Source organism: Allosediminivita pacifica (genome assembly GCF_003054175.1).
GTDB lineage: Bacteria > Pseudomonadota > Alphaproteobacteria > Rhodobacterales > Rhodobacteraceae > Allosediminivita > Allosediminivita pacifica.
Map to the genome: position 1 here is coordinate 36,645 of NZ_QBKN01000027.1, position 22,294 is coordinate 58,938.

Genomic DNA, 22,294 nt, shown 5'->3' on the forward strand with positions numbered 1-22,294 from the left:
CGAGACATCACCATGACCTTCTTTAAAGCCACCCTTCTGGCGCTTTCTGCCAGCACCATCCTCGCCTCGGTCGGTCGGGCACACGAAAACGAACGCCGGACCGAGCTTTTCCGCCCGGGCGTGGCACACGCCGAAGGCAACATGCCTGCCGGGGACGCCTCGGCAGCGATGGAGCTTGCGGGCTACGGCGACTTCGGCTTCGACGCCGGTACCGACGATCCATCGGCGCGCGAGGCTTTCGCCCGCGGGATCGCCCTGCTGTGGGGTTTCAACCACGCGGCAGCGGCCGACGCATTCCGCGCGGCGCAGGCGGCGGACCCGTCCTGCTCGGCCTGCTACTGGGGCGAGGCCTATGCCCTCGGCCCGAACCTGAATGACGGCATGCATTCCGAGAATGCGCCGAAAGCAGCCGCAGCCGCCGATCGCGCGCTTGCCCAGTCGGTGACGCCGCGCGACCGCATGCTCGCGGAAGCCGTCGTCGCGCGCTACGACGAGAGCCTCGGCGACCGCAGCGCCCAGGACCGCGCATTCGCCGACAAGATGGCCATCGCCGCCGGGCACCTGCCACGAAACGCAAACGTGCTGGTCATCTACGCCGATGCGCTCATGAACCTGCAGCCCTGGGACTACTGGGAAGCCGACGCGGTCACTCCGAAAGGCCAGACGGCCAAGATCCTCGCGACCCTCGACCAAGCCCTGCAGATCGATCCGGACCATCCCGGCGCGCTGCACCTGCAGATCCACGCGGTCGAGGCCTCGGCCGATCCCTCCGCCGCCGAAGCGGCGGCCGACGCCCTGCGCGGCGCCGTGCCGGTGGCCGGCCACCTGCTGCACATGCCCGCCCACATCTACAACCGGGTCGGACGCTACGCCGAGTCCATCGAGGTCAACAAAGCGGCGATCGCCGCGGACCAGGCCTACCTCGCGGCGACGGGCGATGCGGCAAGCCCGCTCTACCGCTACGGCTACTACCCCCACAACATCCACTTCCTGCTGGTGGGCGCACAGATGGCCGGCCTCGCGGACGAGGCTCTTGATGCAGCCGCAATGCTGGCGAAGGTGACCTCGGACGAGGTTTCGGGAGACCTCGCTTGGGTCCAGGCAATCGACACCGCCCCCTACGCGGCCCATGCCCAACTGGCCAGCGCGGACGAGATCCTCGCGCTCCCCGACCCTGGCGACCGCTTTCCTTTCGTGAAGGGTCACTGGCACTGGGCCCGTGCCACGGCCTATGCCCTGCAGGGCGATCTCGCGGCGGCCCGCGCGGAACAGCAGGCGATCGAGGCGATCATCGCAGATGCCGACCTCGCCAGCCTCGAGGAACAATACCTTCCGGCCCGCGACGTCCTCGGGATCGCCAAGCATCTGGTCGAAGCGCGGATCGCCCAGGCGTCGGACAACTGGCACGAGGCCGAGCACCATCTCGAAGAGGCCATCCTCCTCGAGGACGGCATCGCCTACATGGAACCGCCCTACTGGTCCTATCCCGTCAGACAGACGCTGGGTGCGGTTCGGCTCCAGGCCGGCGATGCCGCGGGAGCCATTCAGGCCTTCGAAGGGGCGCTCGCAACTCATCCCAACAACGCCTGGGCTCTTTGGGGAATTTGGCAGGCCCGCACTGCGCAGAAAGATGCTTCCGCGGCAGAGGCCGCAAGGGAAGCCTTCGAGAAGGCATGGCTCGGTCAGGAGTTGCCGTCCATCGACCGCCTCTGACCCCGCGGGAACCGGCCAGAGCCGGTTCCCGCCCCCATTTTCGCGGCGCCCCGGCCCAACCGGCGGACGCCACCCCACATTTTTCCATGAAAGGAATTCAACTTGTCGATTTCAATCCTGGCCTCCGACAATCCCGGGGCATCCACCAGCGCAGACCCCGCGTTCCGCATCCTGCCTCGTGCCTTCGAGAACGATCCGCCGATACGCTGGCTTCTTCCGGATGACGAAAGCTACCGGATTTGGTTTCCCGAACTCGTTCAGGCCCTCGGAGGGACCGCCCTTCGCGACGACACGCTGACCCGCACCCCGGGCGGCGTCGCGCTTTGGAGCCGTCCCGGTGCAGAAACCAACGACGCAGCGCTGGAGGAACTTGTCCGGCAGGCGGTCCCGGAGGCGCGCCACGCCGAGGTCTTTGCCGTCTTCGAGCAGATGGGACGGCACGCGCCAGGCGCACCGCACTGGTATTTGCCCTTTATCGGCGTTCTTCCGGAGCGGCAGGGAGAGGGGCTCGGCACCGCGCTCATGCTCCCGATACTCGGGACCTGTGACACGACTGGCACCAGTGCCTACCTGGAGGCATCGACCCCCGCCAGCCGCGCGCTCTACGCCCGTCTGGGCTTCGAAACAGTGGCCGAGATCAGGGTCGGAACTTGCCCGCCGATCTTTCCGATGGTGCGTCCGCCGGCGCGCCCGTCGAAGACCGCCCCGTTTTCTCACTTGGCGTGATATCCAAGATTTACAGGGCAACCGGAATACGAAAAATGGTCCGGGCAGCCGCCCCGTCGTACCGAAATGCCGCGGCCATACCGACAACACGCAATGGAAAAGCTCTCGATCAACCTATTTGGCCTCTTCGAGGCGCGCGCCGACGGCGTGCCCGTCAGGCTGCCGACGCGCCGGGTCGAGGCACTTCTCGCGATCCTCGCGCTCGAGCCGGGGAAAGCCTTCAGCCGTTCCTACCTCGCGGCGCTGATCTGGCCAGGCCAGCCCGATGATCAGGCCCGGGCCTCGCTCCGACAGGGGCTCTTCCGGCTCCGCACGAGCCTTGGCGCACGCCATGCCAACGTGCTGGAAGCGACCTCCGGATGGATCAAGCTCCGGCGCGAGGCGGTGCAACTCGACACCGACTTCTTCGACCGGAATGACCTCACCGGGACACCGCCAACCGGGCTGCCGCTCGACGGGCTGACCGGTTTCGACCAGGAAATCGACGATCTCCTGCAGGCGGCTCGGGCTGATCTAAGGCACCAGACGGTGGCGTGGCTGGCCCGCGCTGCGCGCGCTGCCGAAGCCCGCCGGGACTACAACGAACTCGAACGTCTTGCGCGGCAGGGTCTCTCGCTCGAACCCTACGACGAGACGGCGCTGCGCGCGCTCATGACGGCGCTTTGGCGACAGGGCCGGCGCAACCTCGCGCTCCAGGCGTTCCAGGACACGAGCCACCGGATCCGCACAGAGCTCTCGGTTTCGGTCGAGGACGAGACACAAACCCTCTACCGCGAGATACGGTCCGCGCGGGATGTGACGGAAGCCCCAGCGCCCGTTTCGCCTGAGCCTGACCCCAAGCCCGAGGGCGCCACAGCAGTCCCCCCGGGCAGGACCGCCGATGAAGCCGATTCACCCGAGGCCGTCCCGCACCTGCGCCACGTCGCGGCGATGCACATCCTCTCGGAACGGCTGCTATCGGCGCTGCAGGTAGCTGACCCGGAGGAGGCCGAGTCGCGCGCCCGTGGCGCCCGCGATGCCATCGCCGCTATCGTCACACGTGAAGGCGGCCGCATTCTCGGCAGCGCCGGGCCTCACCTGTCCTACGTCTTCGGGGTCGACCGCCCCGACGAAAGCCCGGCCCTCTCGGCGGCATTTGCCGCCTACGAGATAGCCGGCCTCGACTGTGCCGTCGCCCTGCACAGCGGCAGCGGGCTGGTCGGCCCCGGAATCGAGACCTACCCGCTCGCGCTTGTCGCACAATCCCTCGCAGGCAGTACGCCAATCGGCACCGTCCGGATCACCCAGCCGGTCGAAGCCGCCTGTCGCGGCGCCTTCGACATCGTGCGGGCCGAGCCGCTGCCGCTGGATCGGTCGGCTGAACAGATGCCCATCTGGAGACTTGCCGGCGAAACGACCTCGCGCAGCGGTTTTGACATTCGTGTCGCCCGGGGGCTCAGTCCCTTCTGCGGGAGGGATGCGGAATGTGCCGCTCTGGTCGAGGTGCTGCAGCAGGATGGGCGGCGCATCGCGCTCATCACTGGCGAACCCGGCATCGGCAAATCCCGCCTTGCCTACGAATTTCACAGGCTCGCCAAGCCCGACGGAATGATCCGTGTCCAGTTCGCACGCGGCGAGACCGGCGGCGGCCTCACGCGGTTTCGGCAGGCCCTGAAAGCCCTTCTGGGCAGCGGAGAGGTTTCCGACGCAGCGGCTCACCTGCCGACGACACTCGCTGGGCTCTCCCTCCCCGCCGATCTGGAGGCCCCGCTCCGTGCCATCCTCGCGCCAGAAGAGAGCGGCAACGCTTGGCTCGCCCTCCCCCGCGGCCGCCGCTTTCAGGACCTGGCCGAGGCCATCATCGTGCTGGCAGAGGCAACCTGCGGTCGCAACGGCATGCTGCTGGTTGAAGATGCCCATTGGGCCGACGAAGACGGACGCATGTTGCTCGACCTGATGGTTCGCAAACAAGGCGCGGCGGGGCCCATGATCCTGATTACCCAGCGACCCAGCGTGGTCGAGACATGGAGCGACCAGCCGCACGTTCGGCAGATCGACCTGCGTCCGCTGGACGACCGGTGCGCGGCCGTGATCCTCGGCGCCTCGTCGATCCCCGAGACGACCCGCAGGTCGGTCCTGTCGCGGGGGGGCGGCATCCCGCTCTTCCTCGAGGAACTGTCCCGGGCCATCAATGCCGGCGAAACCGAGACAAGCCTGGAATCCGCTCAGATTCCGGGGGCCCACGACCCCGTCCCCATGGCCCTGCGCGGTCTTCTCTCGCACCGGATGGACACGCTCGACACCGCCGCGCGCCGCGTTCTCGACGCCGCTGCTGTTCTGGGCGCCACACCTTCCGAAACCGCGCTGCAAGACCTTTCAGAGCTACGTCGCGACGCCTTCGAGGCGGCCCTCTCGGAACTCGCCAACGCCGATCTGCTCTACAGGATCCGCAGCTATCCGCAGCGGGTCTTCGCCTTCCGCCATGCACTTGTGCAGGACGCGGCCTATCACGGCATCCCCCAGCGTCGGCGGGCTGAACTCCACGCGGGCGTTATGGCCCTGCACGACCGAGAAGCCCCAGCGACCGGCGGTGACCTGGCGGCCGAACTTGCCCTGCACGCCTTCGAGGGCGGGCTCTTCGACCGTGCGATCGACCTTGCCTCGGAGGCCGCGCAGGATGCCGCCCGCAGGTCCGCCTACGCCGCAGCATTCCGCATGACCGAACTTGCGCTGCGTGCCATCAAGGCCGCGCCGCCGGGCGTGGACAACCGTCGGCGCGAGGCGGATATTCTTGCGTGGCGCCGCCCCCTGCTCTGGCCGCTCCGGGAAAGGGCCCGCATGGTCGAGGGGCTGGAGCGCGCCGAAGAAATCGCGCGTGAACTCGAGGATGACAGGCGCCTCGCCGAGATCTGCATCCAGCGTGCCTACATTCATGCGGATGACGGCAAGGCAGATCTCGGGCTCGAATACTGCGACCGAGGCGAAGCCGCTGCCCGGCGCGCCGGTGAGGACGACCTCGTCGCCGAAATCTCCCTCGCGCGTTGCCAGACGCAGTCACTGCGGGGCCGGATGCGCGCCGCGCTTGACGCCATCCACCCGCATCGCTCCGCCTGGGACGACCGGCGCGACGCCCGAAACGGGCTTCTCGTGACGCGCCACGTGATGCTGCACTACCATTTGGCCCGCGCCAACGCGGCGCTTGGCTCGGGCAATGCGGCGTGGGACAGCGCCATCGCTGCCGCCGAAACGGCTTGCGAGACGTCGCGCCCGGTCGATCGCTACATCGCAAGCCGCGCCTTGAGCGAGACCTGCGCCCAACTGGGGGCCAAGGAGGCGGCAATACGTGCCTTCGAAACCGCAGCCGGGATCGCAGATCAAGCGGAACTGCCCGCGTATATCGCCTGGGCCGAGGCCGAGATCGGGGAACTGCAACTCGGCTCGGATGACCATGCGCGGGGCGCTGCTGCCTTGCGTCGCCTGCTCGAGGCCCCGGGCGACGGGCTGCTCAGGATAGCCCGGATCAAGGCGCGTGCCGCGCTGGCCTGCGCGGAGGACGCACTGCCCGAACTCGCCTGTGTGCTGGAGGAGGCCGAGGCCATCGGAATGCCCATGGTGATTGAGAAAATCCTCCGAACCATGTCCCGGCTGCTGCAAGACAAGGATCCGGACAAGGCTGCACAACTACTTTCCCGCGCTGACCGGATCACCCGGTCCGAAGGCCTCCGCACCGGCAGCCTGCCGCCGGGCGCGACGCCGGACCGTATGCTCGCAAGGCTGTCGGGTACGGTCTAGGCGCCGGGTCAGCGAGCGTCCTGCAGAAGCCGCGCCATGATGAAGGCATCGCGATATTGCCCATCGACGAAGACGAACTTGCGCAGACGCCCCTCGGTGACGAAGCCGAACCGTTCATAAAGCGCGATGGCACGTGCGTTACCGTCCCAGACAAAAAGCTGCAGTCGGCTCACCTGCAGCCAACGGTCCGCGAGGTCGATCATTTCCCCCAGCAGCGCCGCACCGATGCCGAACCCTCTGAAATCGGGATGCGTCGCCACCATGTCGATTTCGGCCCCGTGCCGCAAGCGCGGCCGATCCGGCCAGGTCTCCAGTTCCCCGTAGCCCGCTATGCGGCCACCCATCTCGGCCACCAGCTTGAACTTGGCCGGATCGTCGGCAATCCGCGACGCGATGCTTGTATCTGGATGATACGGAAACCGCTGCGTGCCGAGATTGACGTGTCGCGCGTTCATGATCTCGGCGATACTCGGCGCGTCCACCGCGCGCACATGACGGATGCGGATTTCCAGCGGCTCGGACTGGAGCGGGTCTGAGGTCATGGAACGCATCCTTCCTGGCACATCGCGGCGCCGGGGGATCGCGGCGACCATCGCCTCCGATCATTCGGAACGCCGCGATGCTTGTAAACGTGTTCGGGCACGGCAGCAGCGCATTTAACGCGGAAATAACGCCCGCCGAACGCTACCGGCCACGGCCCTCCCCCATACGGCTGCCATGGCCGGTCCGGACCGGCACCCCTCGGTGCCCGGCTCCGTCAGGTCCGGATCTTCAAACTCCACATTTCCAGAAAGGGATTCCTCCCATGACCATGATTTCCGTTTACCAACCGCTCCGTGGCCCCTCATACCGCCTCCGCCACGCCGCCGTCGTCGTCCTCATCGCAGCCGTAGCCTCGAGCCTCGCCGCGTCCGGAAGCGTTACAACCGAAGGCAGTCTCGCCCGGACACGGATATTACCCTCTCAGTCGCAACCTTCGATCCACGAGCGCAAGGCTATCGGCAGCGCCGTGCGCGCGGAACGGCGTCCCGCTGCGCCCCTCCTCCAAGGTATCGCGCCGGTCGAGACAGGTTCCTCGCAAGTGCGCCGCCAGACACGTGTCACGGGCCGCGCCGCCTGAGCATATCTCTCAAGGACCATGCCACTGCCATGAAGCGTCGGCCCGGACGGGCCGGCGCTTTTCTCTCCTACCGGCCCACGGTCAGCGCGGCATCGGCCGCGCCCAAGGTCTCCACCACTTCGACGGCACCAGCATCGATCAACCTTGATCTGTGCACGTCTCGGATCGGGTCGAGATGGCTGCCGCCGACAAAGCCCACCGGTCTCATCCCCCCTGCAAACGCCCCGGCAATACCATGCGGCGAATCCTCTAGCACGGCACACCGGCCCGGCGAGACGCCCAGACCTTCTGCCGCAAGCAGGAAGACGTCGGGCGCGGGCTTGCCGCGCGGCACAAGTTCGGCCGAAAAGGCGCGGCCCTCGAAACGCTCGGAGAGACCGCCGATGCGCAGCGTCTCGGTCATGCGCCGGATCGAGCCGCCGGTGGCAATGGCTATTGCCACGCCCGCGGCCTCCAAACGGTCTAATAGGCCCAGCGCCCCATCGATCCGTCGCAACCGCCGCTCGTAGACCTCGAACAACCGCCTCTCCACACGTTCGACGAAATCGCCGGGCACCTCCCGCCCCAGACGCCGCGCGATGTCGCGGCAGAGATCGGTCATGGAGACCCCGAGGTAGTCGCGTCCGATCTCCTCGGCTCGCGCATCCACGATCCCCTCCGCACGCATCTCGGCGGCAATCGCCTCGAGTGCATGCGGTTCGCTGTCCACGAGGCAGCCGTCGAGGTCGAAGATGACCGCCTCGATCCGTCCGGTGCCGGTCACAGGTGCTGTTCGCTGTCCCGGTCGAAGAGATGCACCTTCGCCGGGTCGATGACGAACCCGATCTCCTGCCCGGGCCGGGCCGAAAGCCGCTCCTTCACGATGGCATCGATCAGGTCCTTTCCGGACCGGGCAAAGACCTGTGTCTCGGATCCCGTGGGCTCCACCACGACCACCTGCACCGGCACGCCGCCCTCGCCGATGGCGATGTCCTCGGGCCGGATGCCGTAGGTCACGGCCTGCCCGTCCGCCGCGCGCCCCGCCGGCACCGGAAGGGTCAGCCCGCTGTCCGAAACAAAGCGCTGCGCCTCGCCTTCCGAGGCGATGCGCCCGTGCAGGAAATTCATCGAGGGGGAGCCGATGAAGCCTGCGACGAAGACATTGGCGGGATGGTCGTAGAGATCCAGCGGCGATCCGATCTGCTCCACCCGGCCATCGCGCATCACGACGATCTTGTCGGCCATGGTCATGGCCTCGATCTGGTCGTGTGTGACATAGACGATGGTGGTCCCGAGCCGCTGGTGCAACTCCTTGATCTCGACGCGCATGGTCACGCGCAGCTTGGCATCGAGGTTTGACAGCGGCTCGTCGAACAGGAACACCTGCGGATCGCGCACGATGGCGCGCCCCATGGCCACCCGCTGCCGCTGACCGCCCGAAAGCTCCTTCGGAAAGCGCTTGAGATACTTGGTCAGGTCGAGGATGCCCGCTGCGTGCTCGACCTTCTCGCGGATCTCGTCCTTGGACCGCTGCGCCATCTTCAGCGGAAAGCCGATATTGTCGAAGACCGTCTTGTGCGGGTAGAGCGCGTAGCTCTGAAAAACCATGGCGATGTCGCGCTCCTTGGGAAGCACGTCGTTGACCACGCGCCCGCCGATGGACACCGTCCCGTCCGAAATCTCCTCGAGCCCGGCCAGCATCCTCAGCAGCGTGGACTTGCCGCAGCCCGAGGGGCCCACCAGCACCACGAACTCGCCGTCCTCGATATCCACCGAGACGCCGTGCATGACCTGCACGGCACCGTAGCGCTTGATGACATTGTCGATCTTCACGTCGGCCATGGAAGGTATTCCTCGTCTACTGTGGCAGTTCGATCTGCATCTTCACATCCTCCGGCGGCGCCTCGGCGGCCCGCTCGAAGGCCGCCACGCTGTCGTCGAAGGCAAAGGTGCGGGTGATGAGCGGCTTCACGTCGATCGCGCCCGAGGCCAGCATGGCCAGGCAACGCGGGAAGACATGGGCATAGCGAAAGATGTTCTCGACCCGAGCTTCGCGCACCATGGCCGCGCCCGCGTCGTAGCTGATCGGATCGGGCTGTCCGCCGATCAGCGTCACGCAGCCGCCCGGCGCCAGTGGCTCGAACACCCCCGCAGCGGCCTTGGGCGATCCCGTCGCCTCCCAGACCACGTCCGCGCCCCAGCCGTCGGTTTCGGCCAGCACCCGTTCGGCAAGGGTCTCGCGCCCCACGTTGACCGGCACGATGGCCGGGCTCAGCGAGGCTGCGATCTCGAGCTTCTTTTCTGCCAGGTCGGTCACGTAGACCCGCGCGCAGCCAGCCGCGAGGGCAGAAAGCGCCGTGACAAGCCCAATGGGCCCCGCCCCCATCACCACGCCGATGTCGCCTGGCTTGACCCGCGCCTTGGTGGCCGCGTGCACGCCCACCGCCAGCGGCTCCACCATGGCCGCCTCCGCAAAGCTCACCGCGTCGGGCAGCTTGAAGGTGAAGGCCTCGGGGTGCACGCAGGTGGGCCGCAGGATGCCGTGGACCGGCGGCGTGGCCCAGAAGCGCACGGCCGGGTCCACGTTGTAGATGCCCAGCCGCGTCGCGCGCGAATTGGGATCGGGAATGCCCGGCTCGGCGCAGACCCGGTCGCCCACCGCAAGCGTCGTGACCTCGTCGCCAATCTCGATCACGGTCCCCGATGCCTCGTGCCCGAGGATCATGGGTTCGGTGACGACAAAGGGACCGATGCGACCGTGAGTGTAGTAATGCACGTCCGACCCGCAGATCCCGACCGTGTGCAGTTTGATCCGAACCTCGCGCGGGCCCAGAACTTCCTCCTCGCGGTCGATCTGGGGAAAGTCGCGCAGCGACAGTTCGTGTTTTTGCTCAAGGACGAGCGACTTCATCCGTTTATCCCTTCCAGATTATGTAGAGGCCCAGCGCGACCGAGACGCCGTGCGCGATGTAGAGATCCGCGCCCAGCGGTTCGATGAAACGCAGCCAGACAAGGCAGATCGCGACCCAGATCACGAGCGAGATGAACAGCCGGTCGAACCAGTTCGTCTCGATCGGCAGGAACCCGTGGGCCGGGGCCGGCGGTGGCGGAGCGTCGTCCTCGAGGATGTCGATGGGCTCGTCGTCAGTCTGTGTCATCGCATCAGCCTTTCACGGCGCCGAAGGTGAGCCCCGTCACGATGTGACGCTGCACCATGGTGAAGACGATCAGCGCCGGGATCAGGGTAAAGACCGAGATCGCCGCCATGATCCCCCACTCCGTCCCGGTGGTGGTCACGTATTCCGACAGGCCGGTGGTCAGCGTTCGGGCGTTGAAATTGGTGAGCGTCGCGGCCAGCAGGTATTCGTTCCAGGCAAAGACCCAGGTCAGGATCAGCGTCACCGCGAGGCCCGGGCGGCACAGCGGGAAGACCACTTCCGAGATCACCTTCCAGCTCGACGCGCCATCCACATAGGCCGCCTCGTCCAGCTCGCGCGGGATGCCGTCGAGCGTCGGCCGCAGGGTCCAGATCGCGAAGGGCAGGTTGAAGGTGCAATAGACCAGGATCATCCCGATCCGCGTGTCGAGCAGCGTGAAATCCCCCACCCGGTAGACCTGGGTCATCAGCAGGAAGAGCGGCAGCAGGAACACGGCCGGCGGCGCCATCCGGTTGGTGATGGTCCAGAAGAAGATCGACTCCTTCCCGCCCAGATCGAAGCGCGTCAGCGCGTAGCAGGCGAAGAAGCCAAGCCCCGTGCAGAGCAGCGCGTTGCCCGACGAGATGATGAGCGAGTTCAGCATGTAGCCGCGCAGCGTCCGGTCGGTCCAGACATCCACGTAGTTCTGCCAATAGGCGCTCTTCAGGATGATGTCGGGGGTCGAGAAGAGGTCCACCGCCGGTTTCACCGAGATCACGAAAAGCCAGTAGATCGGGAACAGCGTCAGGAAGCTGATGAAGATCCAGAACAGTGTCCGAAGCCAGGGATTGCCCTTTTTCATGTCCGTGCCCTCACTTCTTGGTCCGGGGTGCCAGCATGCCGACATAGAGCAACCAGCAAACGACAATGGTCAGGTAGAGGACGATCACGGAGATGGCCGATCCGTAGCCGTAGTTCGTCTTCGGGAAGACCTCCTTGAAGATGTGCACGCCCAGATATCGCGTCGCCGATCCCGGCCCGCCACCGGTCAGCATCAGCACCTCGTCCACGGTGCGCAGCGCGTCCATCAGCCGGATAAAGACCGTGGCCACCACTGCTGGCGCAATCATCGGCAGCGTGATGTGCCAGAAGATCTGCCGCTTGCCGGCGCCGTCGATCTGCGCCTGCTCGAAGGGATCGGCGGGCAGCGACACCAGCGCCGCGATCAGCGTCAGCGTGACCAGCGGAGTCCAGTGCCAGACGTCCATGATCACCGTCACCGTAAAGGCCGCCAGCGCAGATTGTCCGATGTTCAGGTCGTACCCGATCCATTCGTCCAGCAGATGCGGAATGATCCCGATCGAGGGCGTCGTCATCAGCTTCCAGATCGAACCGACGATGATCGGCGCCATGATCAGCGGCAGGGTGTGGATCGTGCGGAAGATCGCCTTGCCGGGGAAGTCCTTCATGAAGGCCGTGGCCAGCAAGTAGCCCACGATCAGTTCGGTCAGCACCGCGAAGACCACGAAGGCGACCGTCACCCCGAGCGAGGCCAGGAAGCCGCTGTCGAAGACCAGCCGGCGAAAGTTGTCGGCGCCGGTGTAGATGATCTCGGGGTTCACCGCGAAGGGGTTCCACTGGTGGAACGACAGCCACACCACGTAGAAGAACGGCACCGCGCCGAAGAGAAAGAGAACCAGGAGCGTTGGCGCAAGAAGCCACCACCCCAGCCTGTTGGAGTGCATTGTCGCGACCTTTCTTGAAAGGTGCCCCGGCGCGACCTTGGCGCGATTGCGCCGGGGCGACTGGCGTGCCGAACGGGAGGGGACGGCGCGCCCTGACTGCCTGGCCTATTGGCGGTAGCCGAGGGTGGTCAGTTCCTCCTCGGCGATGCGGGCCATCTCGTCGAGCCCCTCGTCGACGCCGGTGTCCCCGGTGAGGATCGAGTAGAAGGTCGGCGCCGTCGCCTCGAGCACCTGCCGGTGGAACGGGTATTCCGGTGCACCCTTGAACAGGTAGCCCTGGTCGCGAAGCATCGAGTAGTAACCGCCCAGTTCCTCGTCGAGCTCCTTCACCTTCGGCGCGTCATAGGTCGAGGTCAGCGTGATCCGCGAAGCCATCGCCCATTCCTCCTGCACCTCGGGCAGGGCCATGAACTGAAGGAACAGCAGCGCGGCATCCTGATTCTTGGAGGTTGTCGGCAGGCCGAAGGCGCCGCCGTCGTAGTAGCCGATGTAGCCCTCGCCACTCTCGGCAGCTTCCATCACGCCGTCTTCCAGCGGCGGCAGGGCGACGCCCACGTTGCCCACCACACGCGACTTGGTATCATCGGCGGCAATCCAGGCGGCGTTCTCGCCGTAGACCAGTCCCTGCGCGACGCGGCCCGCGGCAAAGGTCGTGGCGACCTCGGTCCAGGTCGACTGCACCGATTCAGGCGGCGCGAGATCCCGCATCGACAGCCACCAGGTCAGCGCCTCTTTCGCGGCGTCCGAGTTCATCTCGCCGCCGTTCTCGACGCTCGCGGCATAGTTCTCGTCGGGATTGATGCCCCAGTCGTAGACGCCGTAGGTGGGCGCCACAGACTCGAAATACTCGTACCACGAGGCGGGGTGCCCGGTATGGGCCTGCGCCGTGGTCCCCCAGAGATCCATGTCGTTTTCTTCGCCATAGGCCGTGAAGAACCGGGCGATCTCGGAGTATTCCTCGTGCGTCGTCGCGGGTTTGAGGTCGTGGCCGGTTTCTTCCTTGAAGGCGGCCTGGATCTCGGGATCTTCGAAAAGATCCTTCCGGTAGAGATAGATCTTGATGAAGGCTTCCATCGGCAGGCCGTAAAGATCACCGTCCTCGGCCCCGCGGAAGTTGTCGGCGAAGCTGGTGAAATTCGCCTCCTCGTAGTTGGGCGCCTTCAGCTCGGGATGCTCTTCCAGCGCCTCGGTGATGTTCACCAGGAAGTCGCGCGCCAGGTAGGCATAGACGATATCCTGCTCGATATAGACCATGTCGTAGATACCGGTGCCGGCCTCCATGTCCTTGATGGCCTTGTCGTACATCTGGTCCCACGAGGTCGTCTCGACATCGACACGGATGCCGGTCAGCTCCTCGAACTTCGGGGCCAGAACGTCGCTGACGAAATTGGACGGCGGCGTCGACTCGGTCACGCCACGCAGCGTCACGCCGTCGAACTTGGTACCCGCCTCGGACCACCAGTCGGCGTCCTCGATAGTGATGTCCTGCGCCGTTGCCAGTCCGGCGGCCATGGACAGCGCAAGCGCCGAAGCGCCCGCCCGGAATGCGATCTTCATGAGCTCCTCCCACAGAGTTGGCAGCGATGCGCCGGCACCAGGTCCTCCGGCCGCGCACATCCCCGTGGCATGAAATTACATATGTATCTGAATCTGATCAACTGAATATTTTCACATGTTCGTATTGCGTGACATCTGTATATGATGGCACATCCCTTGAAGGAGGCGCCCCAACGCGCCGCACGGAGGGCCCAGAGACACATGCCGCGCGAGCAACAGGACGACAGCGACGCCTTCATCTGCGAGGTCTGCTGGCACTACTTCATCAACGAAATGACGCAGGCCGAGGTCGCGCGGATGATGGGAGTGACGCGCCTGCGCGTGAACCAGGCGATCCAGAAGGCCCGCGCCCGCGGCATGGTTCGGATCGAACTCGACTCGCCCTTCCTGCCCCGCGTGGAACTTCAGGACCGGCTGCGCAGCCACCTCGGCGTCGCGAAGGTTCTCGTGGCACCCGCCAGCCGAGACAGTTACGACTACCACACCCCCGTGGGCGCCGCGTTGGCAAGCTACCTGGTCGAGGCGCTGCGCGACGGCGGCTGGAAGCGGCTCGGCGTGTCCTGGGGCCTCACACTCGAAAGCGCCATGCGCCGCCTGCCGAACTTGGACCACCCGGATCTCGAGGTGGTCTCCATGCTCGGCGGCACCTCGCGCGGCGCGTCCTTCAACGCCTTTTCCATCGCGTCCGGCCTCGCCGGCAAGCTCGGCGCGCAGTATTCGCTGCTGACCGCGCCGGTCTACCTGTCCGAAGGCGTCGACCGCGAGGCCTTCCTCGGGCAGGACCTTTTCCGCGCCCATTTCGACAAGTTCGAGGACCTCGACGCTGCAATCCTCACGGCAAGCGATGTCTCCGAGAAATCCTTCCTCGTGGCCAACGGCCTGCCGGGCGAGGTCAGCTCGGAGGAGCTGATCGCTGCCGGCGCCATCGGCGACGTGCTGGGCCGTTTTCTCGATGCCGAAGGGCAGCCCATCGATCACCCCATCGACGGGCGCGCCATCGGCGTCTCGACCGATGTCGTCGCGCGCGTGCCGCTCAAAATCATGGCCGCCGCCGGCCAGCACAAGGCCCCGATCATCCGGGCCGCCGCACGCGCCGGCCTCATCGATACGTTGGTGACCGACGACGTCACCGCCGAACTGCTGCTTGCCGACCAGGGAGGAGACCCATGACAAGCGACTTCGAAGGCCGCACCGCCATCGTCACCGGCGCCGGCAAGGGCATCGGCCGCGCCACGGCGACGCTGCTGGCCAAACGCGGCGCGCGGGTGGTGGCGATTGCTCGCACCCGCGCCGACCTCGACAGCCTCGCCGCCGAGACAGGCGCGCGCGTCATCGCTGTCGACCTTGCCGATAGTGCTACCGCCCGCGCCGCCATGGAGCAGGCGGGCCCGGCCGAGTTTCTCGTCAACTGTGCCGGGATCAACGTGCTGGAATCGGTGCTCGACATGACCGAGGAGGGCTACGAGGCGGTCATGGGCATCAATCTGCGCGCCGCGCTGATCTGCGCGCAGGCCTTCGCACGAGCCCGCATCGCCGCTGGCGGCGGTGGCGCCATAGTCAACGTGACCTCCATCGCCGGGCACCGCGGCTTTCCGGAACACCTCTGCTACGCGGCGTCCAAGGCCGGCCTCGAGGGGGCAAGCCGCGTCATGGCACGCGAGCTCGGTCCGCACGGCATCCGGGTCAACTGCGTGGCCCCCACCATCACCATGACCGAACTGGCCGCCGCCGCATGGAGCGACCCCGCCAAGTCCGAACCGATGATGGTCCGCCATCCCTCGGGCCGATTTGCCGAGGTCGATCACGTCGCCACAGCCATCGCCGCGCTGCTTTCGGAGGACAGCGCCATGGTCAGCGGTGCCGTACTGCCCGTCGACGGCGGCTTTCTCGCCGTCTGACACTCACGAGCCACAAGGGAGGAGGACCCCATGGCACTCGCATTCGAAGGAAAGGTCGCCGCGATCACCGGCGGCGCATCGGGCATCGGGCTGGCCACAGGCCGGGCCCTGCTCGAAGGGGGCGCCACAGTCGTCCTCGTCGACCGCGACAAGGCCGCGCTCGACCGGCTGACTGCGGAACTCGGCAAAAACTGCCTTGCCCAGGTCACCGATCTGCTCGACGCAGAAAGCTGCGACGCCATGGTGCCAGAGATCCTGGAACGCACCGGCCGCATCGACATCCTCCATTGCAACGCAGGCAGCTACATTGGCGGCGACCTGAGCGAGACCAATCCCGCCACCATAGACCGCATGCTGAACCTCAACGTCAACGCGGTGATGAAGAACGTGCATGCGGTGATCCCGCACATGACCGAACGCGGCAGCGGCGACATCCTCGTGACCTGCTCGGTCGCGGGGCACTCGGCCATCCCGTGGGAGCCGGTCTACTCGGCCTCGAAGTGGGCGATGACCAGCTTCGTGCAGATCATGCGCCGCCAGATGCTGCCTCACGGTGTTCGCGTTGGGCAGGTTTCTCCCGGGCCCGTCGCCTCCGCCCTCCTGGCCGACTGGCCCGAGGAGAACCTGCGCAAGGCCAAGGAGGCCGGCGCCCTGCTCGATCCAAGCGAAGTGGCCGACGCCGCCATTTTTGCGCTATCCCGGCCGCGCAATGTCACGATACGCGACATGGTCGTGCTGCCGTCCACCTTCGACATCTAGGCCCCGGCCTCGAATCATGACGCCCTCTGGCCGACACGCCAGAGACACAAACAGGACACAGCGCCCGGATCGCGCCTCCAACGGCGCAGACCGGGCGCCTTTGTTCGCCTGATACACGCATCGGATGCTGAAAATCCAATTCCATCAGGCGAGACACAACCCATGGATGCAAATCGGGCCATTCTCGCCACAATTCATTGACGTTAAGATAATATTCATCCATGGGTGAAAATTGGCGACAAAGTGTCATCGCCCCAGTTTAGCCACGTATCGAGGATTTCCCGATGTCCAGCCTGAAAACGCTCGCGATTGCTGCGGTCACGACCGCTTCCCTAGTCTCCGGCGCTTCCGCCGCCATCGTCAGCACCGGCACCAAGTCTGTCGATATCACCTGCACAGGCTCCTGCGAATTCTGGGATCTGTCGATCGACGACTTCAACGCTGAGGGCGGTAACTGGGTGAGCGCCTCCTATGGCAAGATCGGCAACAGCAACAGCAACGCCAATCGCCTGAGTTTCGTGAACAACATCCTCGGCACGACCTATGCCGGACAGTCCGAATCTTCGGACACCGATTTCAGCGCCCCCAAACTTGCCAACTTCAAGGACGAGGACGGTGGCTGGTCCGGCTCGTCGGAATACTACCTCGCCTGGGGTGGCAAGGATCCGCGCTACGTCCTGATCAAGAACAATACCGCGAACAACGTCTTCAGCTGGAATGACCCAGGCAAGGCCTCGGGCTTGAGCGGCGCCGATGGCTTCGGCGAGATTTCCGCCGTGCCGCTTCCCGCCGCCGGCCTCCTTGGGATCTTCGGCCTCGGCAGCCTCGCAGCCTTGCGGCGCCGTCGCCGGGCCTGAATCGGCCAAAGATATTCCTGGTTGCATTAAGGGCGGCCACGCGGGCCGCCCTTTTCATTGCCGCAGCCGCGCAACCATGGCGTCAGGCGATTTTCTGGCCGGAGTAGCCCATCTGCTCCGAAATCTCCCGCCCCACGTCCAGAAGAAGTCCCGCGTATTCGCTACGCCGGCTTTCCTCGAAGCGAAACAGGGGAAACGACATCGAGATTGCCGCCATCGACTTGCCGAGGTGATCGAGGATCGGCACCGCCATGCAGCGCACGCCGGCTTCGCTCTCTTCGATTTCCTCGGCGAATCCGCGTTCTCGCGTTACGGCAAGCTGCTCACGCAGTGCGTCAGCATCAGTAATGGTGTTCGGCGCGAACTGCTTGAAGGTCATTGCGGCGATCCGCTCGTCGACCTCCTCCGGGCTGCGAAAGGCGAGTAGTGCCTTGCCGAGCGACGTACTGAAAAGCGGATTGCGCTGGCCGATGGTGCTTTTCATCGAGAGATTGTAGGCGGAAGGACGGGCATGCACGTAGACGACACGGTTGTCGTGTTCGTCCAGAACACCCAAGTTGATCGATTCGCCGGTCGCCCGCGACAGCCGCCCCATTCCGCGGTCGGCCACCCGTAGCAGGTCGGTTTCGGTGTTGAGCGCATGGACGGCGACACTGAAAAGCTTGAGCGTCAGGCTGTATCGCTCAGACTGCGGGTCCTGTTCGACGTAGCCAAGATCTACCATCGTCTGCAAGAGTCGGTGCGTCGTGCTCTTGGAGGTCATCGCCCGCTGCGCGATCGTGGCAAGCGCCGCCTCGCGCTCGTCCGAGAGCGTCTCGAGCACCGAAATGACCTTCATCACGGATGCGACGTTGTCTGATTTGCCGGTGGTGGTCGCCATCACTGCTTCCCGATTTTTTCAGAACACCATTCTGTTTTTTCGTCACGATGAAGTCAACAAGACAGCCACGGAAGGCAAAACTCTTTCTGATGCAGTGGCTTCGGAGTATTTCAGCCGAAACCGAGAGACCGCTTGATCCCGGCGACAGGGTGTGCTTCCTTATTTTCGAAACGGCGTTCCGAAAATATCGGTGCGAGGGAGGAGACCACATGCATCCGCTTCTGCGGCAACCGGACCATTTCATCTCGCGCAGCGAGACCTGCGAGCTCATCGACCGACTGGCCGAGAATCTCGTCGCCATCGAGGACACCACCGGCGAGTTTCTCCTGCGGCTCGAAGACGGCCGCGTCATCGACACCAAGGGCTGGGCCGGCTGGGAATGGACGCACGGCATCGGGCTCTACGGGCTTTTCAAGTACTGGGAGCTGACCGGCAATGCCCGCGCGATGGAGATCATCCACGAGTGGTTCGATGCACGCCTGGCCGAGGGCACGCCGACAAAGAACATCAACACCGTTGCTCCCTTCCTGACGCTGGCGCATCTCTACGAACGCGATCCGCGCCCGACCTGGCGGCCCTATCTCGAACGCTGGGCCGAATGGGTCATGCACGAGATGCCCCGCGTCCGCGACGGCGGCCTTCAGCACATCGTCTACAACAGCGTCAACGACCAGCAGATGTGGGACGACACGCTGATGATGAGCGTGATGCCCCTGGCCAAGATCGGGCTCCTGCTCGACCGTCCCGACTTCGTGGACGAGGCCAAGTTCCAGTTCCTGACCCATGCGCAGTACCTCATGGACACGCACAGCGGGCTCTGGTTCCACGGCTGGACCTTCGACGGCAACCACAACTTCGCCCGCGCGCTCTGGGCGCGGGGCAACTCCTGGGTGACCATCGTCATCCCCGAGTTCATCGACATGCTCGACCTGCCAGCTGGCGACCCGGTGCGCCGTCACCTGATCGCCCTGCTGGAACGCCAGGCCGCGGCGCTGAAGGACAGCCAGCACGACAGCGGCCTCTGGCACACGCTGCTCGACGATCCCGGCAGCTATCTCGAGGCCTCGGCCACCGCGGGCTTCGGCTACGGGCTCACGAAAGCCGTGCGCAAGCGTTACATCGGGGAGGAATACCGCGAAACCGCCGAGCGCGCCGTCAAGGGCGTGGTCGACAACATCAGCCCAGAGGGCGAGCTGCTGAATGTCTCGTTCGGCACCGCGATGGGCGATGACCTCGATTTCTACCGGCAGATCAAGCTGACCTCCATGCCCTACGGGCAGGCGATGGCGATGTTCTGCCTCGCGGAACACCTGAGAACCTACATCTGACGACGTATCCAAGGGAGGAGAACCTTATGACACGGATCACGACTTTTGCCCTCGCCGGGCTTCTGGCCAGCACCGCGCTTGCCCAGGCAGACACGCTGCGGTTCGCCTATGCGCAGAACGCGACGCCGACGAAGGAAGCCATGGCCCGCTTCGGCGAGTTGCTGGAGGAAAAGACCGACGGCGAGCTGACGGTCCAGTATTTCCCCGACAGCCAGCTTGGCGGCGAGCGCGAGCTCGTCGAACAGGTGCAGGCAGGCCTGCTGGATATGACCAAGGTCTCGAGCGGCCTCATGGAGAGCTTCTCGCCGATCTACGGCACATTCTCGCTGCCCTATCTCTTCGACGACACCGATCACTACTACAGCGTCCTGGACGACGCCGAGATCATGGACCCGGTCTACACCTCGACCGAGGGCCAGGGCATGGTCGGTCTCACCTACTACGACAGCGGTGCGCGCAGCTTCTACGTGAAGGGCGACCCGGTTCTCGGCGTCGAGGATCTTGAGGGCAAGAAGATCCGTGTCATGCAAAGCCCGACCTCGATCCGCATGGTCGAGCTGCTGGGCGGCTCGCCCATCGCCATGGGCCAGGACGAGGTCTACACCGCGATCCAGCAGGGCATCCTCGACGGCGCCGAGAACAACATCTTTGCCGTCACCGTCGCCCGCCACGGCGAGGTCGTCGATCACATGAGCTTCGACGAGCACACCCGCATCCCGGACGTTGTGCTCATCTCCACCTCGACGCTCAACCGGCTGAGCGAAGAGCATCAGCAGGCCGTGCGCGAGGCCGCCGCGGAATCGACCGCCTACCACAAAGAACTCTGGGCCGAGGCCGTCGAAGCCGAGCGCGCGACGGCACAGGAAAACTTCGACATCGAGTATCACGAGGTCGACAAGGCGCCCTTCCAGGACGCGGTCCAGCCCATCTTCGAAGAGGTCTCGGACGAGATGTCAGCGCTGGTGGACCAGATCCGCGCCAAGGCTGATGGCTCGGGGTCCTGATCCTTGAAAACCGTGCGACGCATACTGGACGTGGCGCTCGGTGCGGTCATGAGTCTCCTGTTGGGCGGCATGGTTGCCGTGCTCGCCTGGCAGGTCTTCAGCCGCTACGCTCTCAACTCGCCCTCGGTCTCGTCCGAGGAGATCCTCCGTATGTCGGTGGTCTGGCTGTCCCTGCTGGGGGCGGCCTATTCCTGCGGCAAGGGCACCCACATGTCGATCGAACTGCTGCACGATCTCGTCCCCGGTCCCGCGCGGCGGGCGCTGACCATGCTCGTGCCGGTGTCCTTCATCGTTTTCGCGGGAGGAGTGATGATCCCCGGCGGGCTGCGCGCGATGGAGATCGCCAACGGCCAGACAACGGCCGTCCTGCGCCTGCCGATGCCCTGGATCTACGCATCGCTTCCGGTCTCGGGCACGCTGTTCGTGGCCTATTCCCTTCTCAACCTGGTCGATCTCGTCCGACACCGGCGAGATCAACCCGACGAGGCCGACAAGCTCATCGCGGCCGGAGACTGACCCATGGCCGGACCAGCAAGCCTCATACTCATTTCAGTATTCGCCTTCATGGCCATCCTCGGGGTCCCGCTCGCAGTGTCGCTCGTGGCGGCATCGCTCGCTGCGGTCACGCTCGTGGTGCCGCTCGACATGGCACTCTTCACCGCCGCGCAGAAGATGATGGGCAGCCTCGACAGCTTTTCTCTGCTGGCGGTTCCCTTCTTCATCCTCTCGGGCGTCATGATGAACTCGGGCGGCATCGCCATCCGGCTGGTCAACTTCGCAAAGCTCATCGCCGGGCGCGTGCCGGGCTCGCTGGCGCAGACCAACATTGCGGGCAACATGCTCTTCGGTTCGATCTCGGGCTCGGCGATCGCAGCATCGACCTCCATCGGCGGCGTGCTTGTCCCGATGCAGGTGCGCGACGGCTATGACCGTGGCTTCGCGGCCGCCGTCAACATCGCCTCGGCGCCGACCGGCATGCTGATCCCACCCACGACGGCCTTCATTATCTATTCTCTGGTCTCGGGCGGCACCTCGATCGCTGCCCTTTTCATGGCCGGCGGCGTGGCTGGCCTCATCTGGGGACTCGGCATGACCGGCATGTCGATCGTGATCGCCAAGCGCCGCGGATACCCGATCGAGCCGCGCCCCACCATGCGCGAAGCCTGGGAGACTACGCTTTCCGCGATCCCCAGCCTGCTGCTCATCGTGATCGTCATAGGCGGCATCATGGGCGGCATCTTCACCGCGGTCGAGGCCTCGGGCATCGCCGTCCTCTACACGCTGCTACTGACCTTCGCGATCCACCGGACCGTGCCGCTCACCCGCCTGCCGGAGTTCCTCGTGGAAACCGCGCAGATCACCGGCACGATCATGCTGCTGCTGGCCGCATCGGCAGCGCTCAGCTTCGCGATGGCCTTCACCGGAATCCCCGCGGCGATCACCGACCTGATCTTCGCGATCTCCAGCGAGCCGGTCGTGGTCCTGCTGATCATCAACGTGATCCTGATATTCGTCGGCTGCTTCATGGACATCGGCCCGGCGATCCTGATCTTCACGCCGATCATGCTGCCGATCACCAACCAGATCGGCGTCGATCCGGTACACTTCGGCGTGGTGCTCGTCTTCAACCTGGCCATCGGCACGATCACCCCGCCTGTCGGAACAGGCCTTTTCGTCGGCGCCAGCGTTGCGCAGGTCCGGGTCGAAAGGGCAATCAAGGCGCTGCTGCCCTTCTACGTGCTGCTGATCGGCTTCCTGATGCTGGTGACCTACGTGCCGGCGCTCACGCTCTTCCTGCCGCGGATGCTCGGCCTTTAGCC

20 protein-coding genes are annotated in these 22,294 nt (G+C 65.4%); 11 read left to right on the top strand and 9 right to left on the bottom strand.

All coding sequences use genetic code 11. From position 1 onward, the window contains the following. Positions 1 to 12: 12 nt before the first annotated feature. From C8N44_RS18130 to C8N44_RS18140, 3 genes are all read left to right on the top strand, one after another. On the top strand, positions 13 to 1,713 hold the full coding sequence (locus tag C8N44_RS18130; protein ID WP_107978196.1) for a tetratricopeptide repeat protein: 1,701 nt from the start codon (positions 13 to 15) through the stop codon (positions 1,711 to 1,713). Between the two features lie 102 nt (positions 1,714 to 1,815). Further along, complete coding sequence (locus tag C8N44_RS18135) at positions 1,816 to 2,439, top strand: GNAT family N-acetyltransferase (RefSeq protein ID WP_107978197.1); 624 nt, start codon at positions 1,816 to 1,818, stop codon at positions 2,437 to 2,439. 93 nt (positions 2,440 to 2,532) lie between these two features. Beyond that, positions 2,533 to 6,210: an ATP-binding protein gene (locus C8N44_RS18140; protein ID WP_158274090.1), complete on the top strand. Its 3,678-nt coding sequence runs from the start codon at positions 2,533 to 2,535 to the stop codon at positions 6,208 to 6,210. A gap of 8 nt (positions 6,211 to 6,218) precedes the next feature. Here the strand turns inward: C8N44_RS18140 and C8N44_RS18145 are convergent, their stop codons facing one another. From C8N44_RS18145 to C8N44_RS18185, 8 genes are all read right to left on the bottom strand, one after another. After that, positions 6,219 to 6,803: a GNAT family N-acetyltransferase gene (locus C8N44_RS18145; RefSeq protein WP_107978199.1), complete on the bottom strand. Its 585-nt coding sequence runs from the start codon at positions 6,801 to 6,803 to the stop codon at positions 6,219 to 6,221. Positions 6,804 to 7,397: 594 nt separating this feature from the next. After that, positions 7,398 to 8,093: an HAD family hydrolase gene (locus C8N44_RS18155; RefSeq protein WP_170121104.1), complete on the bottom strand. Its 696-nt coding sequence runs from the start codon at positions 8,091 to 8,093 to the stop codon at positions 7,398 to 7,400. Next, on the bottom strand, positions 8,090 to 9,151 hold the full coding sequence (locus tag C8N44_RS18160) for an ABC transporter ATP-binding protein (RefSeq protein ID WP_107978201.1): 1,062 nt from the start codon (positions 9,149 to 9,151) through the stop codon (positions 8,090 to 8,092). Before C8N44_RS18160 ends, C8N44_RS18155 begins: the two co-directional genes overlap by 4 nt. Positions 9,152 to 9,167: 16 nt before the next feature. Then, positions 9,168 to 10,220 (bottom strand): NAD(P)-dependent alcohol dehydrogenase, encoded by a 1,053-nt coding sequence (locus C8N44_RS18165; protein ID WP_107978202.1) that lies wholly within the window; start codon positions 10,218 to 10,220, stop codon positions 9,168 to 9,170. 4 nt (positions 10,221 to 10,224) lie between these two features. Then, on the bottom strand, positions 10,225 to 10,467 hold the full coding sequence (locus C8N44_RS18170; protein ID WP_107978203.1) for a DUF2160 family membrane protein: 243 nt from the start codon (positions 10,465 to 10,467) through the stop codon (positions 10,225 to 10,227). Between the two features lie 4 nt (positions 10,468 to 10,471). Beyond that, positions 10,472 to 11,308: a carbohydrate ABC transporter permease gene (locus tag C8N44_RS18175; RefSeq protein ID WP_107978204.1), complete on the bottom strand. Its 837-nt coding sequence runs from the start codon at positions 11,306 to 11,308 to the stop codon at positions 10,472 to 10,474. A 10-nt stretch (positions 11,309 to 11,318) separates the two neighbouring features. Next, a complete protein-coding gene (locus C8N44_RS18180; protein ID WP_107978205.1) occupies positions 11,319 to 12,191 on the bottom strand; it encodes a carbohydrate ABC transporter permease in 873 nt (290 codons plus the stop codon). Between the two features lie 105 nt (positions 12,192 to 12,296). Continuing rightward, positions 12,297 to 13,748, bottom strand: a complete 1,452-nt coding sequence (locus C8N44_RS18185; RefSeq protein WP_107978206.1) for an extracellular solute-binding protein — start codon at positions 13,746 to 13,748, stop codon at positions 12,297 to 12,299. Positions 13,749 to 13,949: 201 nt separating this feature from the next. Here C8N44_RS18185 and C8N44_RS18190 point away from each other — a divergent pair, with 201 nt between their 5' ends. From C8N44_RS18190 to C8N44_RS18205, 4 genes are all read left to right on the top strand, one after another. Next, positions 13,950 to 14,918 (top strand): sugar-binding transcriptional regulator, encoded by a 969-nt coding sequence (locus C8N44_RS18190; protein ID WP_107978207.1) that lies wholly within the window; start codon positions 13,950 to 13,952, stop codon positions 14,916 to 14,918. Beyond that, positions 14,915 to 15,646, top strand: a complete 732-nt coding sequence (locus C8N44_RS18195) for an SDR family oxidoreductase (RefSeq protein ID WP_107978208.1) — start codon at positions 14,915 to 14,917, stop codon at positions 15,644 to 15,646. Before C8N44_RS18190 ends, C8N44_RS18195 begins: the two co-directional genes overlap by 4 nt. Before the next feature lie 30 nt (positions 15,647 to 15,676). After that, on the top strand, positions 15,677 to 16,405 hold the full coding sequence (locus C8N44_RS18200; RefSeq protein ID WP_107978209.1) for an SDR family oxidoreductase: 729 nt from the start codon (positions 15,677 to 15,679) through the stop codon (positions 16,403 to 16,405). Between the two features lie 284 nt (positions 16,406 to 16,689). Beyond that, a complete protein-coding gene (locus C8N44_RS18205) occupies positions 16,690 to 17,262 on the top strand; it encodes a hypothetical protein (RefSeq protein WP_107978210.1) in 573 nt (190 codons plus the stop codon). An 82-nt stretch (positions 17,263 to 17,344) separates the two neighbouring features. Here C8N44_RS18205 and C8N44_RS18210 read toward each other — a convergent pair whose 3' ends face one another. After that, positions 17,345 to 18,142, bottom strand: a complete 798-nt coding sequence (locus C8N44_RS18210) for an IclR family transcriptional regulator domain-containing protein (RefSeq protein ID WP_107978211.1) — start codon at positions 18,140 to 18,142, stop codon at positions 17,345 to 17,347. 209 nt (positions 18,143 to 18,351) lie between these two features. Between C8N44_RS18210 and bglB the strand changes: the two genes are divergently transcribed. From bglB to C8N44_RS18230, 4 genes are read left to right on the top strand one after another with little or no spacing between them, the layout of a single operon-like run. Continuing rightward, the gene (bglB, locus tag C8N44_RS18215; RefSeq protein ID WP_107978212.1) at positions 18,352 to 19,470 is read left to right on the top strand and encodes a beta-galactosidase BglB; all 1,119 of its coding nucleotides are present in this window, start codon (positions 18,352 to 18,354) and stop codon (positions 19,468 to 19,470) included. Positions 19,471 to 19,496: 26 nt separating this feature from the next. Beyond that, complete coding sequence (locus C8N44_RS18220; RefSeq protein ID WP_107978213.1) at positions 19,497 to 20,474, top strand: TRAP transporter substrate-binding protein; 978 nt, start codon at positions 19,497 to 19,499, stop codon at positions 20,472 to 20,474. Positions 20,475 to 20,486: 12 nt separating this feature from the next. Then, the gene (locus C8N44_RS18225) at positions 20,487 to 20,990 is read left to right on the top strand and encodes a TRAP transporter small permease (protein WP_146178870.1); all 504 of its coding nucleotides are present in this window, start codon (positions 20,487 to 20,489) and stop codon (positions 20,988 to 20,990) included. 3 nt (positions 20,991 to 20,993) lie between these two features. Next, the gene (locus tag C8N44_RS18230) at positions 20,994 to 22,292 is read left to right on the top strand and encodes a TRAP transporter large permease (RefSeq protein ID WP_107978215.1); all 1,299 of its coding nucleotides are present in this window, start codon (positions 20,994 to 20,996) and stop codon (positions 22,290 to 22,292) included. Positions 22,293 to 22,294 lie beyond the last annotated feature (2 nt).